Origin of the sequence: Pseudodesulfovibrio sp. 7M6 (assembly GCF_050058625.1) — a bacterium.
Classification (GTDB): Bacteria; Desulfobacterota; Desulfovibrionia; order Desulfovibrionales; family Desulfovibrionaceae; genus Pseudodesulfovibrio; species Pseudodesulfovibrio salinus.
Genome location: NZ_CP188816.1, coordinates 3,865,218 through 3,887,457, shown reverse-complemented (window position 1 = coordinate 3,887,457; position 22,240 = coordinate 3,865,218). Strand labels below are relative to the sequence as shown.

Annotated in this window: 13 protein-coding genes, 1 tRNA gene and 1 riboswitch; of the genes, 9 read left to right on the top strand and 5 right to left on the bottom strand. The window is 61.8% G+C overall.

The features are described from left to right. The first annotated feature begins 3 nt into the window (after nucleotides 1–3). The 3 genes from nuoL to ACI0FG_RS17950 are packed head-to-tail and all read left to right on the top strand — an operon-like array spanning nucleotide 4 to nucleotide 4,776. Complete coding sequence (nuoL, locus tag ACI0FG_RS17960; protein ID WP_419786387.1) at nucleotides 4–1,914, top strand: NADH-quinone oxidoreductase subunit L; 1,911 nt, start codon at nucleotides 4–6, stop codon at nucleotides 1,912–1,914. Nucleotides 1,915–1,919: 5 nt separating this feature from the next. Next, entirely contained in the window at nucleotides 1,920–3,374 is a 1,455-nt protein-coding gene (locus ACI0FG_RS17955) for a complex I subunit 4 family protein (protein WP_419786386.1), read from the top strand. A 13-nt stretch (nucleotides 3,375–3,387) separates the two neighbouring features. Then, complete coding sequence (locus tag ACI0FG_RS17950) at nucleotides 3,388–4,776, top strand: NADH-quinone oxidoreductase subunit N (protein WP_419786385.1); 1,389 nt, start codon at nucleotides 3,388–3,390, stop codon at nucleotides 4,774–4,776. 113 nt (nucleotides 4,777–4,889) lie between these two features. Here ACI0FG_RS17950 and ACI0FG_RS17945 read toward each other — a convergent pair whose 3' ends face one another. The 3 genes from ACI0FG_RS17945 to serB form a co-directional block, all read right to left on the bottom strand. Continuing rightward, nucleotides 4,890–6,281: an NAD-dependent succinate-semialdehyde dehydrogenase gene (locus ACI0FG_RS17945; RefSeq protein WP_419786384.1), complete on the bottom strand. Its 1,392-nt coding sequence runs from the start codon at nucleotides 6,279–6,281 to the stop codon at nucleotides 4,890–4,892. 332 nt (nucleotides 6,282–6,613) lie between these two features. Beyond that, nucleotides 6,614–6,689 (bottom strand) — tRNA-Thr (locus ACI0FG_RS17940). 185 nt (nucleotides 6,690–6,874) lie between these two features. Continuing rightward, a complete protein-coding gene (serB, locus tag ACI0FG_RS17935; RefSeq protein WP_419786383.1) occupies nucleotides 6,875–8,083 on the bottom strand; it encodes a phosphoserine phosphatase SerB in 1,209 nt (402 codons plus the stop codon). A gap of 181 nt (nucleotides 8,084–8,264) precedes the next feature. Here serB and ACI0FG_RS17930 point away from each other — a divergent pair, with 181 nt between their 5' ends. From ACI0FG_RS17930 to ACI0FG_RS17915, 4 genes are all read left to right on the top strand, one after another. Further along, nucleotides 8,265–9,302, top strand: a complete 1,038-nt coding sequence (locus ACI0FG_RS17930) for a hypothetical protein (RefSeq protein ID WP_419786382.1) — start codon at nucleotides 8,265–8,267, stop codon at nucleotides 9,300–9,302. A gap of 3 nt (nucleotides 9,303–9,305) precedes the next feature. Then, complete coding sequence (locus tag ACI0FG_RS17925) at nucleotides 9,306–11,933, top strand: cytochrome ubiquinol oxidase subunit I (protein ID WP_419786381.1); 2,628 nt, start codon at nucleotides 9,306–9,308, stop codon at nucleotides 11,931–11,933. Between the two features lie 144 nt (nucleotides 11,934–12,077). Further along, nucleotides 12,078–13,541, top strand: coding sequence for a sensor histidine kinase (locus ACI0FG_RS17920; protein ID WP_419786380.1), 1,464 nt, complete (start codon nucleotides 12,078–12,080; stop codon nucleotides 13,539–13,541). A 27-nt stretch (nucleotides 13,542–13,568) separates the two neighbouring features. Further along, a complete protein-coding gene (locus ACI0FG_RS17915; protein ID WP_419786379.1) occupies nucleotides 13,569–14,192 on the top strand; it encodes a LysE family translocator in 624 nt (207 codons plus the stop codon). 592 nt (nucleotides 14,193–14,784) lie between these two features. On the opposite strand, the gene ACI0FG_RS17910 is transcribed toward ACI0FG_RS17915, so the two are convergent. Then, entirely contained in the window at nucleotides 14,785–15,813 is a 1,029-nt protein-coding gene (locus ACI0FG_RS17910; RefSeq protein ID WP_419786378.1) for an HD-GYP domain-containing protein, read from the bottom strand. A 73-nt stretch (nucleotides 15,814–15,886) separates the two neighbouring features. After that, a riboswitch (cyclic di-GMP riboswitch) is annotated at nucleotides 15,887–15,982 on the bottom strand. 152 nt (nucleotides 15,983–16,134) lie between these two features. On the opposite strand from ACI0FG_RS17910, the gene uvrA reads away from it, so the two are divergent. Both uvrA and ACI0FG_RS17900 read left to right on the top strand, forming a co-directional pair. Beyond that, nucleotides 16,135–18,894: an excinuclease ABC subunit UvrA gene (gene uvrA / locus ACI0FG_RS17905; RefSeq protein ID WP_419788412.1), complete on the top strand. Its 2,760-nt coding sequence runs from the start codon at nucleotides 16,135–16,137 to the stop codon at nucleotides 18,892–18,894. Nucleotides 18,895–19,190: 296 nt separating this feature from the next. Further along, on the top strand, nucleotides 19,191–19,619 hold the full coding sequence (locus ACI0FG_RS17900; protein WP_419786377.1) for a hypothetical protein: 429 nt from the start codon (nucleotides 19,191–19,193) through the stop codon (nucleotides 19,617–19,619). A 218-nt stretch (nucleotides 19,620–19,837) separates the two neighbouring features. On the opposite strand, the gene ACI0FG_RS17895 is transcribed toward ACI0FG_RS17900, so the two are convergent. Then, nucleotides 19,838–21,796, bottom strand: a complete 1,959-nt coding sequence (locus ACI0FG_RS17895; protein WP_419786376.1) for a peptide transporter — start codon at nucleotides 21,794–21,796, stop codon at nucleotides 19,838–19,840. Between the last annotated feature and the right edge of the window lie 444 nt (nucleotides 21,797–22,240).

Sequence of the window (22,240 nt, the reverse complement as noted above, 5' to 3'; positions counted from 1 at the left end):
CCGATGACCGTGTTGCTCTGCCTGACCCTTTTCGCCCCCCTGGCGGGTGCCGTGATCCTGGCCCTGGCCGGACGCGCCCTGCCGCGCAGGGTCTCCGGCGGCCTCGCCTGTCTGGCCGTGGCCGGTTCCCTGGCCGGAGCCGTTGCGGCATGGAGCCGACTCGCCGGGCAGCAGGAGCTGACCGTCCACCTCTTCGACTGGTTCAACGCGGGCGGGCTGCACGTTGCCGCCACCCTGCTCTACAATCCCGTGTGCGCGGTCATGGCCACCATGGTGGCCTTCGTCTCCCTCATCATCCACGTCCATTCCCTGTTCTTCATGCGAGATGACGACGGCTGGGTGCGCTATTTCTGCTATCTGAACCTGTTCGTGTTCTTCATGCAGTCCATTGTCATGGCCGACGATCTGGTCTTCCTGTTCATGGGCTGGGAGGGCGTGGGCTTCTGCTCCTTCGCCCTCATAGGGTTCTGGTACACCGACCCGCACAACGTCATGGCGGGCAAGAAGGCCTTTCTGGTCACCCGCATCGGCGACGTGGCCTTCCTGGCCGCACTGGCCGTGCTCTTCAAGACCACCGGCGATTTCGGCATCCAGCATCTGGCACAGAGCGCGGCCACCCTCGACCCGGCAATTCTGACCGTCATCGGCCTGCTCCTGCTCACGGCGGCCACCGGCAAATCGGCCCAGCTCCCCCTGCTTGTCTGGCTGCCCGACGCCATGGCCGGTCCGTCCCCGGTCTCGGCCCTGATCCACGCCGCCACCATGGTCACCGCAGGCGTCTACCTGCTCATCCGGACCTTCCCGGTCCTGCTGTATGCCGACCCCATTGCCTTGCAGGCGGTCGCCCTGGTCGGCGCGGCAACCGCCTTTGTGGCAGCCTGTTCCGCCCTGGTCCAGCACGACATTAAGCGAGTGCTGGCCTGGTCCACCATCAGTCAGGTGGGCTACATGATCCTGGGCGTGGGCGCGGGCGATCCTTCGGGCAGTTTCTTCCACCTTCTGGTGCACGCCTTTTTCAAGTCTCTGCTCTTTATGGTGGCGGGTATCGTCATCCAGGCCCTGCACGAGGAGCACGACATCTTCCGCATGGGCGCGCGGGTACGGCGCATTGTTCCGGGCGCGGCCCTGGCCTTCTTCTGCGGCGCGGCGGCCCTGGCCGGTCTACCTCCCTTTGCCGGATTCTTCAGCAAGGGACGTATTCTGGAAAACGCCATGGCCATGGCCCACACCGGCCAGTTCGTCTGGGTCCTGGTCTGGGGCGTGGGCACAGTCACGGCCCTGATAACGGCCATCTACAGTTTCCGGGTCTTTTTCCTCGCCTTTACCGGCAAGCCCGCCCTGGAACCGGAAACCGGCACCGAGAAAACCCCGGCCCTCATGCTCCATGTGCTCTGGCCCCTGGCCGCGCTGGCCGTGATCGCAGGAGTCCTCAACATGCCCGAACATCTGGCGCACACGATCGGCATCCCGCCCCACTGGCTGGACCATCTGACAGGCATGACGCCCATGACCCCGGACATCGAGGGGACCGTGGGCAGCACGGCGGAACTGGTGGACGCGGGACTGGCCCTGCTCGGCCTGGGCATTGCCCTGGCGCTCTACGGCCCGTGGAAGAAGCTGCGGAACCCGGCGCCCGACAGCGGCTTGCCTCGTTTTCTGGTACGTGGATGGTGCCTGGATTCCCTGTACATGTCCGCCGTGGCCTACCCCTACAAGCGGGCGGCTGGCTGGATTTGGAAAAATGTGGAAGACACGCTGGTTGATGGTGCGGCCCTCGGTATCGGCAGCCTCGCCCAACGCCTCGGCAGCCGCATCGGCCGATGGGGCGCGGAACGGTTGTCCGCCTATCTGTTCTGGCTGCTGCTCGGCGTGGTGGCCATGCTGGTCGTCACGGCTTCAATAGGAATACGGTGAGCCACATGCACGATTTTCCGCTGCTTACCGCATTAATCCTGCTGCCCCTCCTGGGTGGCCTGACCGGCCTCTTTTTCCTACGACATCCGGCCCAGGCCCGGCTTATCGGCCTGATAACCGCCCTGGCCGAACTGGTGCTGGTCCTGGCGGCGCTGCCCATGGTCATGAACGGCACGCTGGTGGAAAAATTCCAGTGGATTCCCCTGCTGCATGTGGAATATTCGCTGGCCATGGACGGCCTCAGCTATGTGCTGGTCCTGCTCACCGCGCTCCTCGGCGTACTGGGCATCCTCACGTCCTGGCGAGAGATTTCCGAGGGCGTGGCCGTGTTCCACTGCCTGCTCCTGGCAGCGCTCAGCGCGGCCATCGGCGTATTCCTGGCCCGCGATCTGCTGCTCTTCTATCTGTTCTGGGAAGCCCAGCTCATTCCCATGTTCTTCCTCATCGGCCGTTACGGCCATGAGCGGCGGCAATACGCGGCCATCAAGTTTTTCGTCTTCAGCATGGTGGGCGGCCTGCCCATGCTGCTGGCCGTCATCTGGCTCCTGCTGACCGGCGTCGATCCCTCCCTGGCCGCGCTGGCCGCCTCCCCGGTACAGGGCACGGCCCAGGCATGGTGCGCCTTTGCCTTCATCCTGGCCTTCGGGGTCAAGACCCCGATGCTGCCGGTGCATACCTGGCTGCCGGACGCGCACACCCAGGCACCCACGGCGGGCAGTCTGCTGCTGGCGGGCGTTCTGCTCAAGACCGGGGGCTACGCCATGCTCCGCTGGGCCATTCCCCTGTTTCCCCAGGCCGTATCCGCCGCCGCGCCCTGGCTGGCCGGAGTGGGACTGGCCGGACTCTTCTACGCCTCCTGGATCGCCCTGGCCCAGAAGGACGCCAAACGGCTGGTGGCATATTCGAGCGTGGCCCATATGGGACTCATCATGTTCGCCCTGTTCGCCCATGACCGAACGGCCATGTCCGGCGCGGTGGTCCAGATGGTCAGCCATGCCCTGACCACGGGCGCCCTGTTCGTCATGGTCGGCATGTTGGCCGAGCGGTTCCACTCCCGCCAGCTCGCCGACTACGGCGGACTGTGGGGCAAGATGCCCGTCTACGGCGGTTTCATGCTCTTTTTCGGCGTGGCCTCGGCGGGCCTGCCCGGCCTGTCCAACTTTGTGGGAGAACTGATGATAATGCTCGGCTCGTTCCGGGTCTATCCGGTGGGCGCGTGCCTCGCCTTCTTCGGCGTGGTGGTGGGACTGGCCTACGTGCTGCGGCTCCTGCAGGGCACCATTCTCGGCAAGCCGGGACCGATTACACTTACGGCTGAGAACATGGACCTGAACGGACGTGAAATACTGATCCTATCCGTCTTTGCCGTGGCCGTGCTGCTGGTGGGAACCCACCCCGGCCCGCTGCTCGACCTTATCCGCGAACCTCTCGACGCCCTCATGGCGCAATGGCCGGGTTAGGGAGGAAAAGAACATGCACGATCTCCTTCTCTTTTCTCCGCACCTGCTGCTGACCCTCGGTATTCTTACCTGCTTCACCGTGGGCACGATCTTCAAGCACGCGGCCGGGCTGAGCGTGGTCACCCTCGTCACCACCCTACTGGCCGGGATCATGGCCGTCGCGGTTTATCCGTGCAACGGGCCCTCGATTCCTGCTCTGGTGCCGTTCCTGCTTCCCGGGCATCTGTCCGCCTATTTCCTGCCGCTGATATGCGCCCTGGGCCTCGGCGTCCTGCTCTTCTACGGGCCCGAGCTGGAACGGGAAGGCCGCAATGACGACGAACTGCACGCCCTGTTCCTGACCGCGCTGCTGGGTGGTTTGCTCCTGGCCGGAGGGCGCGGCTGGCTCTCTCTCTTCCTCGGCCTGGAACTGCTCTCCCTGCCGCTCTACATCCTCATCGGGCTGCGCAAGGACAGCCGGGGCACCGAGGCCTCGGTCAAATATTTCATCATGGGTGCCACGGCCAGCGGCGTGCTCCTCTTCGGCATCGGCCTCATCTATGCCGGGTCCGGCAGCCTGGATATCCTCGCGAGCCTGGACTCCCCGCAGGGACGCGGCACCGCGCTCATCGGGCTGGCCATGGTCCTGGCAGGGCTGGCGTTCAAGCTTTCCATCGCCCCCTTCCACCTCTGGGCACCGGATGTATATCGCGGCGCGCCCGCCTCGGTTTCCGCCCTGCTGACCTCCATGGTCAAGGTGGCCGTGGCAGCCACCCTGCTGCGCGTCACCCTTTCCATGGGACCGGCGATGTGGCCCGGCACCGTGCCGGTGCTCTGGGGACTGGCCGCCCTGACCGTCCTGGCCGCCAATCTGGCCGCCCTGGCCCAGACCAGCATCAACCGGATGCTCGGTTTCTCCTCGGCCGCACACATGGGCTACCTGCTCATGGCGGTACTCAGTGTGCGCAGCGGCGGACCCGAACCGGTCATGTTCTATGCAGCGGCCCTGGCCATCATGGACCTCGGCGCTTTCGGCGGACTGTCTCTGCTTGCAGGGCGTGAGAACAACATCGACTCCCTGGAGTCCCTGCAAGGGCTGGGCAAGGCCCGCCCCTGGAGCGCGGCATTGCTGGCCGTCAGCCTGCTGGCGCTCGCCGGGTTGCCGCCCACCGCCGGATTCACCGGCAAGCTGCTCCTGTTCCGATCCGCGATCATGGGGGGCTATTACTGGCTGGGCGTCATCGGCGTACTGGGCGCGGCCTTGTCCATCTTCTATTACCTGCGCCCCCTGGCCACCCTGTATCTCAAGGACCTGGAAGGCAACTGCGCCCCGGAAAGGCTCACTGTCCGCGCCGGTGTCGCCATTTTCCTGATCCTGACAGCCCTCGTGGTGCTGGGACTCGCGCCATCGATTATCATCTAGCTGCCTGAATTTATCCTAAGATCGGCCCCCAACCGATCGGCAACACGCACCAAACGACAAAAAAAGGGCGGTTCCACGATGGAACCGCCCTTTGCTTTAACGATGTTGTACGTCTAGAAGTCGCCGTCGATATCGACCACGCCGACCACCTTGTGATTGACGAACTCCTTGATACCGAGGTCCAGCAGCTCGCGGCCATAGCCGGAATTGCGTATGCCGCCGAAGGGGATGTCCGCCTTGACCATGGTCGGACGGTTGACGAAGACCATGCCGGTGGAAATCCTGCGGGCAACCGCTTCGCCGTGCTTCAGGTCGGAGGAAAAAACCGATCCTCCGAGGCCGAACGGGGAGTCGTTGGCAATGGCCACGGCGTCGTCCTCGTCCTTGGCCCGAATGAGCATGGACACAGGCCCGAAGAACTCCCAGTAGCGGGCCGGATTGTCCGGCCCCACATCTTCCAGGATGGTGGGCTGCACGAACGCGCCCTGATCCGGCACCTTGGGACCGACCTCGGTCGCCTTGGCACCGAACTTCACGGCCTCGGCTATCTTTTCCTTAAGCTGGTCCGCAGCCTCCTGGGAGGAGAGGGGGGCCAGCGTGGTGGAGGGATCAAAGGGATCGCCCGCCTTGAGGCCCTCAACGCCCTTGATATATTTTTCCCGGTACCGATCGTACAGCTCGTCGACAATGATCATCCGCTTGGAGGAACAGCAGACCTGTCCGCCGTTCCAGTGCCGCCCGAACACACCCCAATTGACGGTCTTGTCCAGATCGGCGTCGGCCAGCACAACAAAGGCATCGTTGCCGCCCAGCTCCAGGGTGGACTTCTTCAACGCCTTGGCAGCCTGGGTGGCAACCACGGCACCGGCCTTCTCGGAACCGGTCAGGGCCACGCCGCGGACGCGCGGATCAGTGATGATGGTCTCCAACTGATCGCGGGTGGCGTAGAGGTTCTTGAACGCACCGGCGGGGAGCCCGGCCCGGGCCATCAGCTTTTCCATGGCTGCGGCGGACTGGGGCACGATGGAGGCGTGCTTGAGCAGCAGGGTGTTTCCGGCGGAAAGCTGGGGCGCGATGATCCGTGCCACCTGATAATAGGGGAAGTTCCACGGCTCGATGGCCAGCAGCACGCCCAACGGCTCGGCCAGGAGGTAGTAGTCTCCCTTGGTCGCCGGGTCCACATCCAGCTTCCTGGGGGCCAGCTGTTTTTCAGCGTGTTTGGCGTAGTAATCGAATATATCAGCGGACAGATCGACTTCTGCCTCGGCCTCGGCCGTGACCTTGCCCATCTCAAGAGTCAGCAACCTGGCAAATTCCGATTTTTCCTTGCGCATGATTTCGGCGGCCGCATGCATGACGGCCGCCCGGTCGGCAAAGGAGGACTTGCTCCAGGACTCGAAAGCCGCCTGCGCATTGTCCAGGGCCCCGGCGACTTCGGCATCGGTGGCGTTGTCAAAAGTGGCAACGGTTTCGCCGGTGTACGGATTGACGGTGGAATAACTCATGGATGCAACCTCTTGGTTAGGGTTTGTTCATCAGGCATACGGCGACGGATTGTCGCTCCTCCTCCATTCATGTCTTTCGAACGATACTTCCCAACATACTGTCAGATTCCGCTTCCCGAGTATGATTATTCCTACCGCCACGATTGAAATGGGGGGCCACGCCAAACACCGATTCAAGCATCTCTACCGATTTTCAACAATTTCGGAGTAATGCAAAGGATTCGACAGAAATTGTCCGGGACGTGCACCCCGCCTCACACGACGAGCCCGAAATGAACGTCCCCCCCAAAAAAACGAAACGCCCTTCGCGAGAAGGGCGTTTTGCATATATATGGAGCTGCTGGGCGGGATTGAACCGCCTACCTCATCCTTACCAAGGATGCGCTCTACCGATTGAGCTACAGCAGCCTGTCGTCACTATTTTCACTGGTCCGCGCTGGACAGCGAAGCGAATACAAAAAGTTTTGGAGATTCTCAAGAACCTTTTTCCACAAATTCGCAGAACAGCGGATTTGGACGCTGGCTTTGCCAGCGGTGAACCCCGGGACGGGGCGAATCCAAAGGTTCCTGAGCCGCCGGAGGAATTCTCCCACCTACTCCATTTCCCGGTCGCTGAGTCCTATCAGATAGAGGATGGAGTCCAGACCGAGGGTGGAGATGGACTGGCGGGCGCCCTGTTTGACCTTGGGCTTGGCGTGGAAGGCGATGCCGAGTCCGGCCAGGTTGAGCATGGGCAGATCGTTGGCACCGTCGCCCACGGCTATGACCTGCTGAAGCGAGATGTTTTCCTTGGCCGCTATTTCCTGAAGCAGGTCGGCCTTGCGCGTGGCGTCCACAATCTGGCCCACGGGTTTGCCGGTGAGCTTGCCGTCCTTGATCTCCAGCTCGTTGGCGTACACGTAGTCGATGCCGAACCGTTCCTTGAGGATATTGCCGAAGTAGGTGAAGCCGCCGGAAAGGATGGCGATGGTGTAGCCCACATTCTTGAGGGTGGAGATGAGGCGCTCGGCCCCTTCGGTCATGGGCAGACGCGCGGCCACCTTGTCCAGCACCGAAACATCCAGTCCTTCGAGCAGGGAAAGACGCTTGCGCAGGGACTGCTGGAAGTCCAGTTCGCCGCGCATGGCGGATTCGGTGATGGCGGCCACCTGATCGCCCACCCCGGCCTCCTTGGCCAGCTCGTCGATGACCTCGGCCTGGATGAGGGTGGAGTCCATGTCAAAGGCGACGAGACGGCGATTGCGCCGGAAGAGATTATCTTCCTGAAAGGCGATATCCGCTTCCAGGTCGGCTGAAATTTCCAGGAAGCTCGAACGGATGGCCGCCATGTCCCTGGGCGTGCCGCGCACGGTAAACTCCACGCAGGCGCTGGAGGTCTGTATTTCCCCCTGTCCGAGAGGCACGCGGCCGGAAAGGCGGTGGATGGTATCGATGTTCAGTCCGGCGTCGCTGGCTATGCGGGTGACGGCGGCTATCTGCTTGGAGGTAAGAGCGCGGGCGAGCAGGGTGATGATGTGACGCTGCTTGTCGGCGGCCCGGACCCAAGTGTCGTAGTCGGCCTCGCCCAGGGGATGCAGACGCAGGGTCACGCCCATTTCGTGGGCCTTGAAGAGCAGGTCCTTGAGCACGGGCTGGGAATCGGAACGCAGCCGGATGAGGATGCCGAGGGTAAGGAAGTTATGGATGACGACCTGGCCGATATCCAGAACATCCACATCATATTCGGCGAGCACTTCGGAGAGCTCGTGGGTCAGGCCGGGGCGGTCCCCGCCGGTGACGTGCACCAGTATGATCTTTTCCATTATTCCTCCCGGTCGCGCTGATTGCGCGGACTCTCGCATAAAATTGCCCGGCAGTAAACGCATGGGTGGAGGGCGTGCGCTGGAGTCTATATCGCCATTTATAATGTGTATTTGGTATGGATGTGCTATGGGCGTTAAAGGTTTTCTTTTTTTTCGTGCACTGCAGTAAAAGGAGGAACGCATGAATCCCGGGGCACTTATTCCCACACCCGATCCCATTCCCGTTGCCTGGGCATGGTTCGAGGGGCTCAACATTCTGACCTTCGCCTTGCACATCATCATGGTCAATGTACTGGTGGGCGGAGCGGCTCTGGTCCTCTACATGAAGGGGCGTCGGGCCCCGGCTGCGGAGGCTTTCTCAGGCAAACTGCCGTCCATATTCGCATTGACGGTCAACTTCGGCGTTGCGCCGCTACTTTTTCTACAGGTCATCTACGGCAACCTGTTCTACACCAGCTCGATTCTTTCCGCAGGCTGGTGGATGGCAATCACCGCACTGCTCATCTGCGGCTATTACCTGCTCTACCTGTACCAGCACGCCATGAAGAAGGGCGGCGGAAACGGCTACCTTGCCCTCGGGCTGGTGCTCATGCTGTGTATCGGGGTGATTCTGAGCAGTTTGATTTCGCTGATGATCCGGCCCGCGGCATGGACCGTCGGCATAGGCGGCAGCGCGGGCACGTTCCTGAATTTTTCGGACCCGACATTTGCTCCGCGATTCCTGCACTTCGTCTTCGCCTCCCTGGCCGTCGGAGGACTGGGACTGGCGGTCTACACCCGATTCGCCGGGAGAGACGGAAGCGCCGAGACCATAGAATCGGGCATGAAGGCGTTCTTCATCTTCACCCTGGCCCAGATGGCCACCGGGTTGTGGTGGCTGATTTCGCTGGACCGCACGGTCATGCTCAAATTTATGGGGGACTCCACCCTGGCGACGACCGCCCTGCTGGTGGCCATTGCCTGTTCCGTGGCGGCCCTGATGGCAGGCATCACGCGCAAAGTCATCCCGGCAGCGATGTGGACCACCCTGACGGTGCTGGCCATGGCCTGCGTCCGCGCCCTGGTTCGCACAGCCACGCTTGAGCCCTGGTATTCCCCCACCAACCTGAAGGTCACGGGCGAATACTCATCCTTAATCCTCTTCCTGGTCACCCTGCTGGTGGGACTGGCGGCAATCGCCTACATGCTCAAGCTCGCGTCCGGCCACAAGGAGGGCTAGGCAATGCAATATCCTATCTGGGAACTCACCACCTACGGCGGCGGTTTCTTCATCGCCCTCATCGCCGTCTTCCATGTCTTCGTGGCCCATTTCGCGGTGGGCGGCGGATTCTTCCTGCCGTTTTTCGAATCCATGGCCTACAAGAAGGAATCCCCGGCCATCCTGGACTACGTGAAGAGACACACCAAATTTTTCCTGCTCCTGACCATGGTCTTCGGCGGCATGACCGGCGTGGGCATCTGGATCACCATATCGGTGCTCGCACCCGAGGCGACCTCCACGCTCATCCACATCTTCGTGTTCGGATGGGCGGCCGAGTGGGTCTGCTTTCTGGCTGAAATTGTAGCCCTGATCATTTATCACTACCGGTTCGAAAAGATGTCGCGCCGGGACCATATGATCGTCGGCTGGCTCTACTTCATCTTCGCATGGCTGTCGCTGTTCTTCATCAACGGCATCATCGGCTTCATGCTGACCCCCGGCGGCTGGCTGGAAAGCGGCGGATTCTGGGCCGGATTCTTCAATCCTTCCTTCTGGCCCTCGCTCTTCTTCCGCACCGCCATGGCCGCCATGATCGCCGGATTGTTCGGCTTCATCACCGCCCACCGCATCCCGAACGACGAGGCGCGCGAGTCCGTATACCGCGCCTGCGTGAGCTGGACCGTCATCCCGGTCATCCTGGCCGTGCTCTTCGGCTGGTGGTACCTGGCCGTGCTGCCGCCCGAAGCCTTGCAGCGCCTGACGCTCAAAGCGGCCCGCATCTCGCAATTCTACGAGCTGATCCCGATCTTCGCAGCCGCGACCTTCGTGGTCGGTGCGGTCATGATCGTCCGCCTGCCGAAAGGCGCGCGCGTGGTCCTTTCCACAGTGCTGCTGGTGGTCGGCTTCTGCTTCCTCGGCTCCTTCGAATTCCTGCGCGAGGCCGCACGCAAGCCGTACCTGATCCACGACTACATGTACTCCACCCAGATTCGCAAAGCGGATGTGGCCCTGTACGAAAAAACCGGCATTCTGCCCTCTTCCAGATGGGTTTCGGACAAGGAGGTGACCGACGCCAACCGGTTGCAGGTGGGCAGGGAACTCTACCAGATGCAGTGCTCGCCGTGCCACTCCATCGGCGGACCCATGAACGACATCATGCCGCTGACGGAAAAGTATCCCATCATCGGCATGGACTCCAAGATATCCGGCATAGGCAAGATACAGCGCATGATGCCGCCCTTTGCGGGCAATACGGATGAGCGGATGGCCCTGGCCACCTACATCGTGGACGGGCTGCACGGCGGCAAGCCGGGCAACATCCCCTTTGCGGGCAAGGATCTGCCCGTGGATATCCCCGCCTTTGACAAGGAAAATGCGGAATATGTCCTGCTGGCCTGGAACAACCTGGGGATGCACTGCATCTCGGACTGCTACGCCGAGTGGGTGCTCCTGCCCCCGGCCAACGACATCTTCGCCCAGCTCATCAGGCGGGGCGACGTGCCCGAGGTTGTCACCTCCGGCGTCAAACTGACCTACTTTGTCGAACCCGGATTCGAAAATCCGTCCAAGGTCTGCGACTTCTGGAAACACGCCAAAAGCCTGTTCGGCACCCAGCCGGAAAACAACATCGGCTTGTCCGGCAACGGGCTCAGGGGCTCAATGAAGTTCCACGAGGACCACAACTGGTTCGAGGCCGCCCTGATTCCGGTCAAGCCCTATCCGGAACGCGGCGGATACAATCCGTATCCCATCTTCACCGTCCAGGCGCACGACGAAAACGGCAAGCTCCTGGCCGAGACCCGGACCGTGGCCCCCACGGCTACGGAAATGGGCTGCAAGAACTGCCACGGTGGTCCCTGGAAGGTGGACAACCTGGCCGGTATCTCGAACGAGACCGGACGGGACGTTCTCGTGGCTCACGACAGGTTGAGCAACACCGAACTGGTGGCCAAGGCCAAGGGGGCAACGCCCCAGCTCTGCCAGAGCTGCCACCCCGACCCGGTACTGGGTGCCAAGGGCAACCCCGAGCTGCTCAACCTGCCCGCCGCCCTGCACGGCTTCCACGCCAACTTCCTGGCCGGTCGCGGCTCCGAGGCGTGCGCATACTGCCACCCCAACCGACCGGACGGCCCCACCCGGTGCCTGCGCGGCACCCACGGAGAAGCGGACATCGGCTGTGTGCGCTGCCACGGCTACATGGAAGACCACGCCCTCGCCCTGCTCAAGCATGAGGACGAGGCTGGCAAGAAGGGCGCCAAGCGGCTCATGGCCAACCTGAAGCCGCGCCTGGGCGAAAGCGTCGAGGCCATCAACCCGCGCCTGCCATGGATGCAGGAGCCGGATTGCGCCACCTGCCACGTGGAGAGCGGCAAGTTGCCCGACAAGGCTACGGCCGTGGCCTTCAACAAGTGGACCAAGGACGGCTCCGGCCTCTACCGCTTCACCAAGGACGGCACCGGATCGCTGGTGTGCATAGCCTGCCACAACAGCCCGCACGCCAACTACCCCACCGTCAACAAGTACGGAAAGAACCGGGACAACATCGGGCCCATGCAGTACCAGGGCATCCCCCGCTCCATCGGCGCAAACGGGAATTGTACCGTCTGCCACATGGAGAGCATGGAGGACATGATCCACCACGTGCGCTAATCCCCTCAACAAGGCAAAAAGGCCGCAGGAAATTCCTGCGGCCTTTTTTTACAGAACCAAGTCAGGGCCCGCTTGTGCTGTTCCCGTTCAGAATGTATGTTGAAGACAATCGCGTATAACGGCACCAGACCGAATGGAGGAGGTATGACCACTCCGGACGATCCGGCGGCAAGCCGCCGGGAAAAAATCAACAGCCAGGACTTCGACAGCCGGGAAGAACGGCTGCAATACGTCATCGACCGCATTGAGGACAAGCTGGACGACTACGAGGGATACGATTTCTCCCCCCGCCAGGTCCTCGCCCTGAATGTGTTTTTCGACCTCGCGCAGGAATTCCGGGGCCGGGAAATGTTCTACTCAGCCTGCCTCATGATCCCCCGCGTGCTCTTCGGGCTGGAGAGCCGTCTCTACATTCTGGAAACTGAGGACACCTTTGTCCTTGCCGGATGCTCCACAGGCGAGTGCGAGATGGAACGCACCCGCACTTGGGACGAGGAGCTCGGCCCAAACGTGGTGATCAGCAACAACTCCATCTTCATTCCCATTCCCTGCAACCCGGAATACACGGACCTGCTCTCCTTCGTCCCTCCGCACAACATTCTGGGCTGTTTCGAAATCTTCCCCTGCTCCATGCTCAAGGGACACGAACAGCTCTTTCTGGAAAAATACGTCAACCGCATCGGCTACCAGCTCCACCAGCGCATCATCCGCGCCCACAACCGGGAGCACCTGAGCTTCATCAAGTCCATGGTGCAGGACATCGGGCACAACGTCATCGTGCCCAACATGTACTTCAAGCTCTATTTCAACCGTCTGAAAAGGCGCATCGAGGACCTCCACGTATCAACGGGCAAGGTTCTCGCCGCCCTTGGCCGGACCGGCAGCGAGTCGGACATAAACGAGGGCAACCGGCTGGCCGTCACCGCCGCCGCCATCGAAACGCAGTATCAGGAAATCTACCGCCACTACGAGACCACCTCCATGTTCCTCGAAACCCTGCTGCGCCGACGCCACTTCGAGGAAGGCCGCTACGTTCTGGTCAAGCACGATGCCGACCTGCTCACCGGTGTCATCGAGCCGCAAATAGAACGCTACCGCCAACGCCTGGAGGAACGCGGCATCGAGATCAGCGGCATGTCGGGCAAGGAATGCGAGGAAAAAATGCTGGAGCCCGTCCGCTTCAGCATGGACCGGGGACTCATCTCCCAGGTCTTTGCCAACTTCGTGTCCAATGCCGTGAAATACACCCAGGTCGCCCCACTGCCCGACGGCCGGACCGGCAAGGCCGTCTTCTACGGCTGGCAGGTGGTGCCCGACGCCTTCGGCCCCGGCAAGCCCGGCGTCCGCCTCAACCTGATCACATCCGGCAAGCCCCTGGACCTCAAGGACCCCATGGACGTCTTCCGCCCCGGATTTCGCGCGGACAACGTGGCCCATGAGCGCGGCACCGGCAGGGGCCTCTACTTCTGCCGCCAGGTGGTCGAACTCCACGGCGGCAAGGTCGGCTACACCCACAACGAGTGCGGCAACGAGTTTTTCTTCATCCTGCCCTACGAAACCGAGGAAACCGCTTCCTCACCCCTGGCAGGCTCCCCCGTGGCCGGATAACCCCAACCATTCCAAGGAAACAGCTCCATGACCCCGGAAACCTACCTCGCCTTTCTCGCCGCCACCATCATCGTGCTCGTCATCCCCGGCCCGACCATCATGCTCGTGGTCAGTTGCTCGCTGACCTCCGGCAAGCGCGCCGCCCTGCCGCTGGCCCTGGGCGTCGGCCTGGGCGATACCGTGGCCATGACCGCCTCCCTGGCCGGGCTCGGTGCGCTCCTTGCCACCTCCGCCGCCCTCTTCTCCATCCTCAAGTGGATCGGCGCCGCCTATCTCATCTACCTCGGCATCAAAACATGGCGCGCCAAGCCAGAACTCGCCGCCTCCCTCGCCCACATGCGCCCCGCCTCCGGCCGCGCCGATGTCTGGCGAGCCTTTGCCGTCACCGCCACCAACCCGAAATCCATCGCCTTCTTCTGCGCGTTCATGCCCCAGTTCATCAACCACGCCGCCCCGGTCCTGCCCCAGCAGCTCCTGCTCGGCACCACCTTCGTCTCCCTCGCCATCGTCAACGCCGCGCTCTACGCCCTGCTCGCCGCCAAGGCACGCACCGCCGTGACCAACCCGCGAACCATGAAAACCGTCAACCGCGTCGGCGGCTCCGCGCTCATCGGCGCAGGATTGATAACCGCCGCGCTGAAACGGGCATAGGGAGAGCCTCCGGCGGCCCCTTCAGGGAGACCAGGGCGCTGCCCTGGACCTGCCAAGGGCTGAGGCCCTTGGATCCCTTTCGCCGCTGCGCGGGGTAGGAGCTTGTGAGGATGGACGAGTTGGCGCGAGCTATGACTGGTACCGGCTGTACGGCGTCCGTAAATCTTTGAGGAATGCGCTTTTCGCCCTCTCGGGACGAAAAGCGCATTCCTCAAATCTTCACGGACAGTAGCCATGTGAAGATTTGTTTTTCCCAAAAGCAACTTTGCTTCCTCTTCTTTTAACCCCCTCCCGGTTTGGGGCGAAAAAAGCGGCTGACACCAAAACGATAAGCAGCACGTATTACGCCCCGCTTTTTTCGCCTCAAACCGTTACCCGGCACGGTGGCGGAACCGTCCGTCACCGCAGGCATGGGACGTCCGGACAGGCTACGCCCCCGCGAAAGCGGAAATGGGATTCTTAAGGCCCTCGGCCTTAAGCAGGTCCAGGGCAGCGCCCTGGTCCCGCCGAAGGCGACCCCCGGTAGGGCCGTCGGAGACGCCCCGCTGGCAAGCGCCGCCGGAGGCCTCCCTCTGCCCATCCCCGGGCTAGATTAGAGCGTTACCTGGGCGAGGTCGGCTTGCGAGAGAACGGCAATGAGGCGTTTGAGCATGTCGGGATCATAGGCACCTCGGCACTGCTTGATACGGGTGAGGGCTTCGAAGGGCGTGAGAGTTTTGCGTCCCGGGATAAGGGGTCCTCTGGTGAGGTTGTCGTATTCGTTGCAGAGGGCGAGGGCCTTGACGTAGGCGGGCAGCAGTTCGCCGTTTCCGCCCGAGGGGTAGCCGGAGCCGTCTTCGCGCTCATGGTGGAAGAGGATGCACTGGAGCGTTTCCTGCGGCAGCGGCAGGGAGGAGCAAAGGCCGACGCCGAGGGCGGGATGGGAGTGGATCATGTCCTTATCCTGCTGGCTCAGGGCATCGGGCCTGCGACGAAAAATTTCCTGCGGCAGTTCGAGCTTGCCGATATCGTGCAGCATGGCGCCCATGCCTACCGAGACGAGAAGGTCCGCGTCCTCGTGCACAAATGTGCTGAGCACGCTGATGGTCATGACCATGACGGCGATGCCGTGCTTGAAGAGTTCGTCCCCTTCGGTGATGAACCGGGCGAGTTCCCTGAGGGCATCCTCGCGGGCCAGGAACTTGAGCGACTTGGCGATGAGCGACTGGATTTTGCGGAACCGGCGCTTGTCGATATGGCCGGGCAGATTCTTGTCGAAGGCCTCCCGGGCCAGGGCCACGGTGGCGTCGTTCCAGGCTCGGGCGCGCTCGCGCACGGGGATGGTCTCGTCGTCGAGCAATTCCTGGATGTTGTCCTGCACGTACTTGGCGTAGAAGGCATAGTCTTCGGTCTTGATGTAGAGATGCTCGACATCAAGCCGACTGAGCCGGTTCTTGTGCTCGTCGGTGAAGAGTTCGCCCTTTTCGGCATAGAGGACGTAGTTCTGGTCCTGCTTGAGGTACAGGGAGAACCCGCCCACGCGGGATGGAATGACCATATAGGGCGAGACCTTGAACAGGCTCCCGTCCTTTTTGGTTGTGGCTTCGCTGCCGCCGTTTTCGGCAGACTCTGCTTTACCCATAGCTTCCTCCTGACAAATTGTGGAAGCCGCACTGACGGCTGGGGGCCTTGATGTGAGCACCCCCGGCCGACGATCCGGCAACCCGGCCGCCTCCCCTTTCCGGTGCAGGGGTGTGGGGAGACCCGTGGCTTTCCGTCCCCGCCTCGCGACGGGTTTGGCTTTGTCTTCAATTTTTATCATACCCACCCGGTTCCCGATTGTAAACGATTCCACCGGCTCTCTGCCCGAAAGAGGAAATCGGGCAGCCCCATGCCGCGAATTGACGCCAGATCCTTGCATCTCCGGCCTTGCCATCCACCTGAGAATGGTTATCCTCCCGTGATGCAAAAATCCGCTCACGACGCCATTCACATAGAGGGTGCCCGCCACCACAATCTGAAAAACCTGACCCTGGACATCCCCCGCGACAAGCTGGTCGTGGTCTGCGGTCCGTCCGGGTCCGGCAAGTCCACGCTCGCCTTCGACATCGTCTATGCCGAGGGGCAACGCCGGTATGTCGAGTCGCTCTCGGCCTATGCCCGCCAGTTTTTGCCCCAAATGGACAAACCGGACGTGGACAAGGTGGAGGGGCTCTCCCCGGCCATCTCGCTGGAGCAGCAGACCGCCACGCGCAACCCGCGCTCCACGGTGGGCACGGTCACGGAGGTCTACGACTTCCTGCGCGTGTTCTACGCCCGGCTGGGCAAGTTCTACTGCCCCAAATGCGGCAGGCCCATCGAGGCCCAGACCACGGACCGCATAGTGGACATCATCGCGGCCAAGCCGGAGGGCACCAAGCTGATGCTCCTGGCCCCGCTGGTGGAGCACCAGAAGGGCACGCACAAGGACCTCCTCGCCAAGCTGCGCAAGGAAGGATTCGTGCGCGTGCGCATTGGTGGCCAGATCTATGGCCTGGACGACGTACCGGAGCTGGACAAGAAAAAGAAACACACTATCGAACTGGTGGTGGACCGGCTGGTCATCAAGGAAGGCATCAAAAAACGGCTGGCCGATTCCGTGGAGCTGGCCCTGACCCAGGGCGGCGAACGCCTCATCGTCAGCGAGGTGGGCGGCGACACGCCGGGCGACACCTTCATGTCCACCCTCTCCACCTGCCCGGAGTGCAACATCTCCATGCCCCGGCTGACCCCGCAGCTCTTTTCCTTCAACTCGCCGCAGGGGGCCTGCCCCACCTGCAACGGCATCGGGGCCGTTGAATATTTCGAGCCGGACCTCATCGCGCCCAACAAGGGGCTTTCCCTGAACGAGGGCGGCATCATCCCCTGGAACAACGCCACCCGGCAGCGGCAGTACGGTCCCGGCCTGCAAAAGCTGGTCAAGTACCATGGCCTGACCATGGATACGCCCCTGGCCGACTTCCCCTACGAGGCCTGGGACGACCTGTTCCACGGCGAGCCCGGCATCGGCTGGCCCGGCGTGGTCCCGGTGCTGGAATACGGCCAGCAGCAATCCGGCGTGTGGGACCACTGGACCGCGCGCTATCAGCAGTCCAAGCCCTGCCCGGACTGCAACGGCGCGCGCCTCAGGCCCGAGGCTCTGGCCGTGCGCGTGGCCGGGGTGAACATGTTCGAGTTCGTGTCCATGTCCATCAGCTCCGCCCTGGAATGGCTGCAAGGGCTGGAATTCAAGGGCCAGGACACCCTCATTTCCGAACCGTTGCTCAAGGAACTGACCCACAAGCTCGGCTTCATGGTCAACGTGGGGCTGGAGTACATTTCCCTTGGCCGGAACATGTCCACCCTTTCCGGCGGCGAGGCCCAACGCATCCGGCTCGCCTCCCAGCTCGGCTCCGGGCTGGTGGGCGTCACCTACGTGTTGGACGAGCCGTCCATCGGCCTGCACCCGCGCGACAACCAGCGGCTCATCGACACCCTGCGCTCCCTCCAGTCACGCGGCAATACCGTGCTGGTGGTGGAGCACGACGAGCCGACCATCCGCGAGGCGGACCACGTCATCGAGATCGGCCCCGGCTCCGGCTGGCTCGGCGGCGAGGCGGTCTTTCAGGGACCGGTCTCCAAGCTGCTCAAGGCAGACACCCTGACCGGCAAATACCTGCGCGGCGACATGTTCATCGAACCGCCCGAGACGCGGCGCAAGCCCAATGGGCACATCGCGCTCAAGGGCGTGGAGACCAACAACCTCAAAAATCTGGACGTGGAATTTCCCCTCGGCGTCATGACCTGCGTTACCGGCGTTTCCGGCTCCGGCAAGTCGTCACTGGTCATGGATTCGCTCTACAAGCATCTCCAGTTGCATCAGGGCAACAAGGCGGACAACCCCGGCAAGATCGGCGGCATCGAAGGCCTGGACCAGATTGAAAAGGTCATCTCCATCGACCAGACGCCCATCGGCCGCACCCCGCGCTCCAATCCGGCCACCTACACCAAAATCTTCGACGAGATCCGCAAGATATTCGCCGGGGCCAAGGAAGCGCGCACGCGCGGCTACGCGCCGGGACGCTTTTCCTTCAACGTCAAGGGCGGCCGCTGCGAGGCGTGCCAGGGCGACGGCCAGATCAAGGTGGAGATGCACTTTCTGCCCGATGTCTACGTCACCTGCGAGACCTGCAAGGGCAAGCGGTACAACGCCCAGACCCTGGAAGTGGAATACCGGGGCAAGAACATCGCCGACGTGCTGGACATGACCGTGCGCCAGGCGCGCGAGTTCTTCGCCAACCACCCGCCGCTGCTGCGCAGGCTGGACGTGCTGGCCGAGGTCGGCCTGGAATACCTGCGGCTGGGCCAGCCCGCCACCACCCTCTCCGGCGGCGAGGCGCAACGCATCAAGATATCCCGCGAACTGGGCAAGCGGAACCTGCCCGGCGCGCTCTACATCCTGGACGAGCCGACCACCGGCCTGCACATGCATGAGGTGGGCAAACTCATCCGCGTGCTGCACGCCCTGGTGGACAAAGGCGCCACTGTCATCGTCATCGAACACAACATCGACGTCATCAAGGCGGCCGACCACGTCATAGACCTCGGCCCCGGCGGCGGCGAAAACGGAGGCCGGATTGTGGCGGCCGGTACGCCCGAGGAAATCAAGGCCGACAAGAATTCGGCTACCGGACAGTTTCTGTAAGCAGAGTTCTCCGATGGGAAAAAAAAGAAGGGGAAAGCCTGGCGGCTTTCCCCTTCTTTTTTGGAAAGGCAGGAGAGGAAGCCGCCTGCGGCGGGATGGTCGGGTGATTTCGCCTCCGGCGGGCAGGGGCTCGCACCCCTGCACCCCATTTAAGCTTAAAATCTACCGCCAGAGTCGTACCTTGGCGCAGGAGGTTTCCTTTACATTCAGCGCGTTGACAGACACACCTGTCTTTTGGAACATCCACATTATTCAATTAGGCGCCGCGAATACCATGGTGAAATATGAGATTGAATATGAACAATAACCTACGATTGCAGCTTGTTTTCTTCCTGACACTGTCACTCTGTCCACTTGGTCAGGCGCTGGCAGGTGAGCCCGCTCCTTTTCCCGTCGGGTGCGAGGATGTCAAACATGTGATCGTTGCGCTTATTAATAAACCTGGAGAATCGGAACGGCTGGTTGTCGGGTGTCAGGTTGAGTTGACCTCGGCGGCAGGGCACAGGCTGGACGCACATTGCGCCAAATGGTTTGGCGACATGTTTCCCGTCACCGCCAATGGGACTCAAATAACCCTCTTTGACAGCACCACTCGATCCATTCCGCCAAAGCTTTGTTTTGTGGAAGAGAGTTGGAAAAAAGCCAAGATAAAGCTCATGGCGATTTGCCCCGATAAAATCCCGGAAGTTCCCCAGAGTGTTTTGGATCATCGACCTGAGCAGTAGCCAAGCCAATTGCCGACTCAGTCGGTTGAAAGCTATGAGGCACCAAAAGAATAAATGTGGGGAGCCTTCATGGCTTTTTCACTTTATCGGATGCCCATCAAGGCCTCGGCACAAGACGCAAAATAAAAACGTCCTTCTCACGAAGGACGTTTTTATTAGATAAGTGAAGCTGACGAGCAGGATTGAACCTCCACCCCCATTTTTGGGGGAGAGGTGTGCTAGTAGGCCAGCCGTCCCAAAGATTTGAGGATGAGGGTGCAGCCCATGGCGAACATGCCGGTCAGGCCCATGCCGCAGGAGAAGCCCGCGAGTAGAACCGGGGCATAATATCGCCATTGGGTGCCGTATTTCTTCAGGAAATAAAAACGTCCGAGCATCGCGCCGAGGACTTCCAGAATCATGCCGTGCGGCGTGGACTGGCCCAGACCGCGCACCACGCCGTAGACGAGCAGCACGGGCAGGCCGAGCACGTTGAGCACCGAGTACATGACCAGCCCGAGACCAAGGCCGGAAAGGACGATGGGTGCGGAGAGCGCCTGAAAGAAGAGCGAATTGCCTTCCAGCGTGGAAGTCTGCATGAGCAGGCTGTTCAGCGCCTGAAGGTGCCACAGTTCCTGGGCGAACGGATATTCCGGCGACGGAATGGGCGCAAGCTGCCACAGGAACTGGGAGAAAAGCAGGGACGAGATCATGACGATGGGGAAGACCAGAATCTCCGCCTTGATGATACCACGCAGGCTGGTACCGGTCAGCTCGATCTGCCGGAACTGGACCGTGGCTTCGCCGTAGTTGTGGATGGGAATGGGCGCGTACCATATCTCCAGGCCGTGGTAGCCAAAGAACTTGGCTCCGGCGATGAACGAGAATTCCCGTACCATGGGCAATGACACGAACTGCCCGGCCACACCCTCCATGCGCGCCGTGATGTAGGAAATAATCGGCGTGTAGATGAACCCGTAGAGCACAAAGAAAATCCACGGGAACGACGGGACCAGCCAGACGCAAAACAGGATGTAGCAAAGGGTGGAAAAGACGTAGATGCCGATGGACACCCAGAAATTGATATCCCCACGCCCTGCCGGAGGATGGAACAGGGCATGGAAGTCCGCGCCCTTGCCATCCTTGTTGCGCATGGATTTGATGACGTAATAGACGCCAACCAGACCGATGGAAAGCCCCAGCCCGATGCCGAAACTCATGTAGAAATCAAAGTTGTTGGCAAACACGGTCTCGACCGTGGCCATGCCCGGATGCCAGCGGTGCAGGATGCCGTGGGCATACAGGATCGGGTTGCCGATGATGGTGATGATAAGCCCCACCAGACCGCCCATGACCGCCCAGAACGGCAAAACCATGCCCACAAAGACCAGCCCGAGGTCGAACTGGATGCCGGTTGCCACGGCGGGCAACACATCCTCGGTATGCTGCGTCAACTCGATCCACGGTATGGGGATCAGCCGGATCGGCTCGGTAAACAGCAGCCCGGAGAGCGCTGGCAACAGCACATAAAAAAATCCGAAAATCAGCCCGATGACGCCGCCGATGGAAAAGACCCGCCACTTCCAACCCGTCTTGCGGTCTTCGGTAGACTCAGCCAAGGCCATGGTGCCCAACGCGCCCACCGGGGCCATGGGGAACGGCAGCTTCTCCACGTCCGACGTGATGCGATAGAGCGAATACCCCAGCCCGAAATGGTCGATGCGCTGCACCAGCTGCGAGCCAATCAAGAGCAGGATAGGCACCAGCCAGTCCCGATGCAGGAAGGTGCGTTCCAGATACGAGCCCGACCCCAGGGCCGGAGCCACCCAGTGCGGAATATACTCGGTCAGCCCCAACATCCGCGCCGCGTCCGACTGCACGATATACTGGTTCCACAACAAGCCCTGGAACGGCGACGCCAACGCCGCGCCCGCCATATAGTACAACAGGAAAATTTCCTGTTCCTTCAAATGCGTATACGACCGCTTGGCGATCTCCGCGAACAGGATGATCGTCACCCAGCGCGCGGCCGGGCCGATGCCCTGGCCGATGACCAGCTGCAAATACATGGAACCCGGCATCATCAGGAAGCCAATGAAAATGGCTCCGACCACCGTCTTCCAGTCAAAGCCCTCCTCGAATTTCTCGGGAGGCTTCATCAAGTCTCTATATTCTTGCAGCTCTTTATCGTCGTACATTGGGCGCCTCCGGCGGCCGGGGGGAAGGGAAGGGGAAACCTTTCGGGAAAGGTTTCCCCTTCCCTTCCCCCCGGACCCCCCATCCCATCCTCATCCAAAGCTTTTTGGCTCCGCTTACGCGGGGAGGGTCAAAGGGGGTCAGGCCTTCGCTTCAACTCAATTCATCCAGTCCATCACTCAAAAAAACAAACTCTTTTTCTCCCCCCGGGCACTGTTCGGGAGGATTCGTCCGGTCCGTTTTCGTCCCGCAAGGGCGAAAACGGACCGGACGAAGACTTCCGAACGCCGCATGACCGCCCCGGTCCACTCCAACCGGACAGCCCGCCCCGCGCAGCGGCGATGGGGATCCAAGGGCCCTCGGCCCTTGGCAGGTCCAGGGCAGCGCCCTGGCCGTCGGAGACGCCCCGCTGGCGAGGCGCTCCCCTGCTCTGTTCTCTCGCGTCC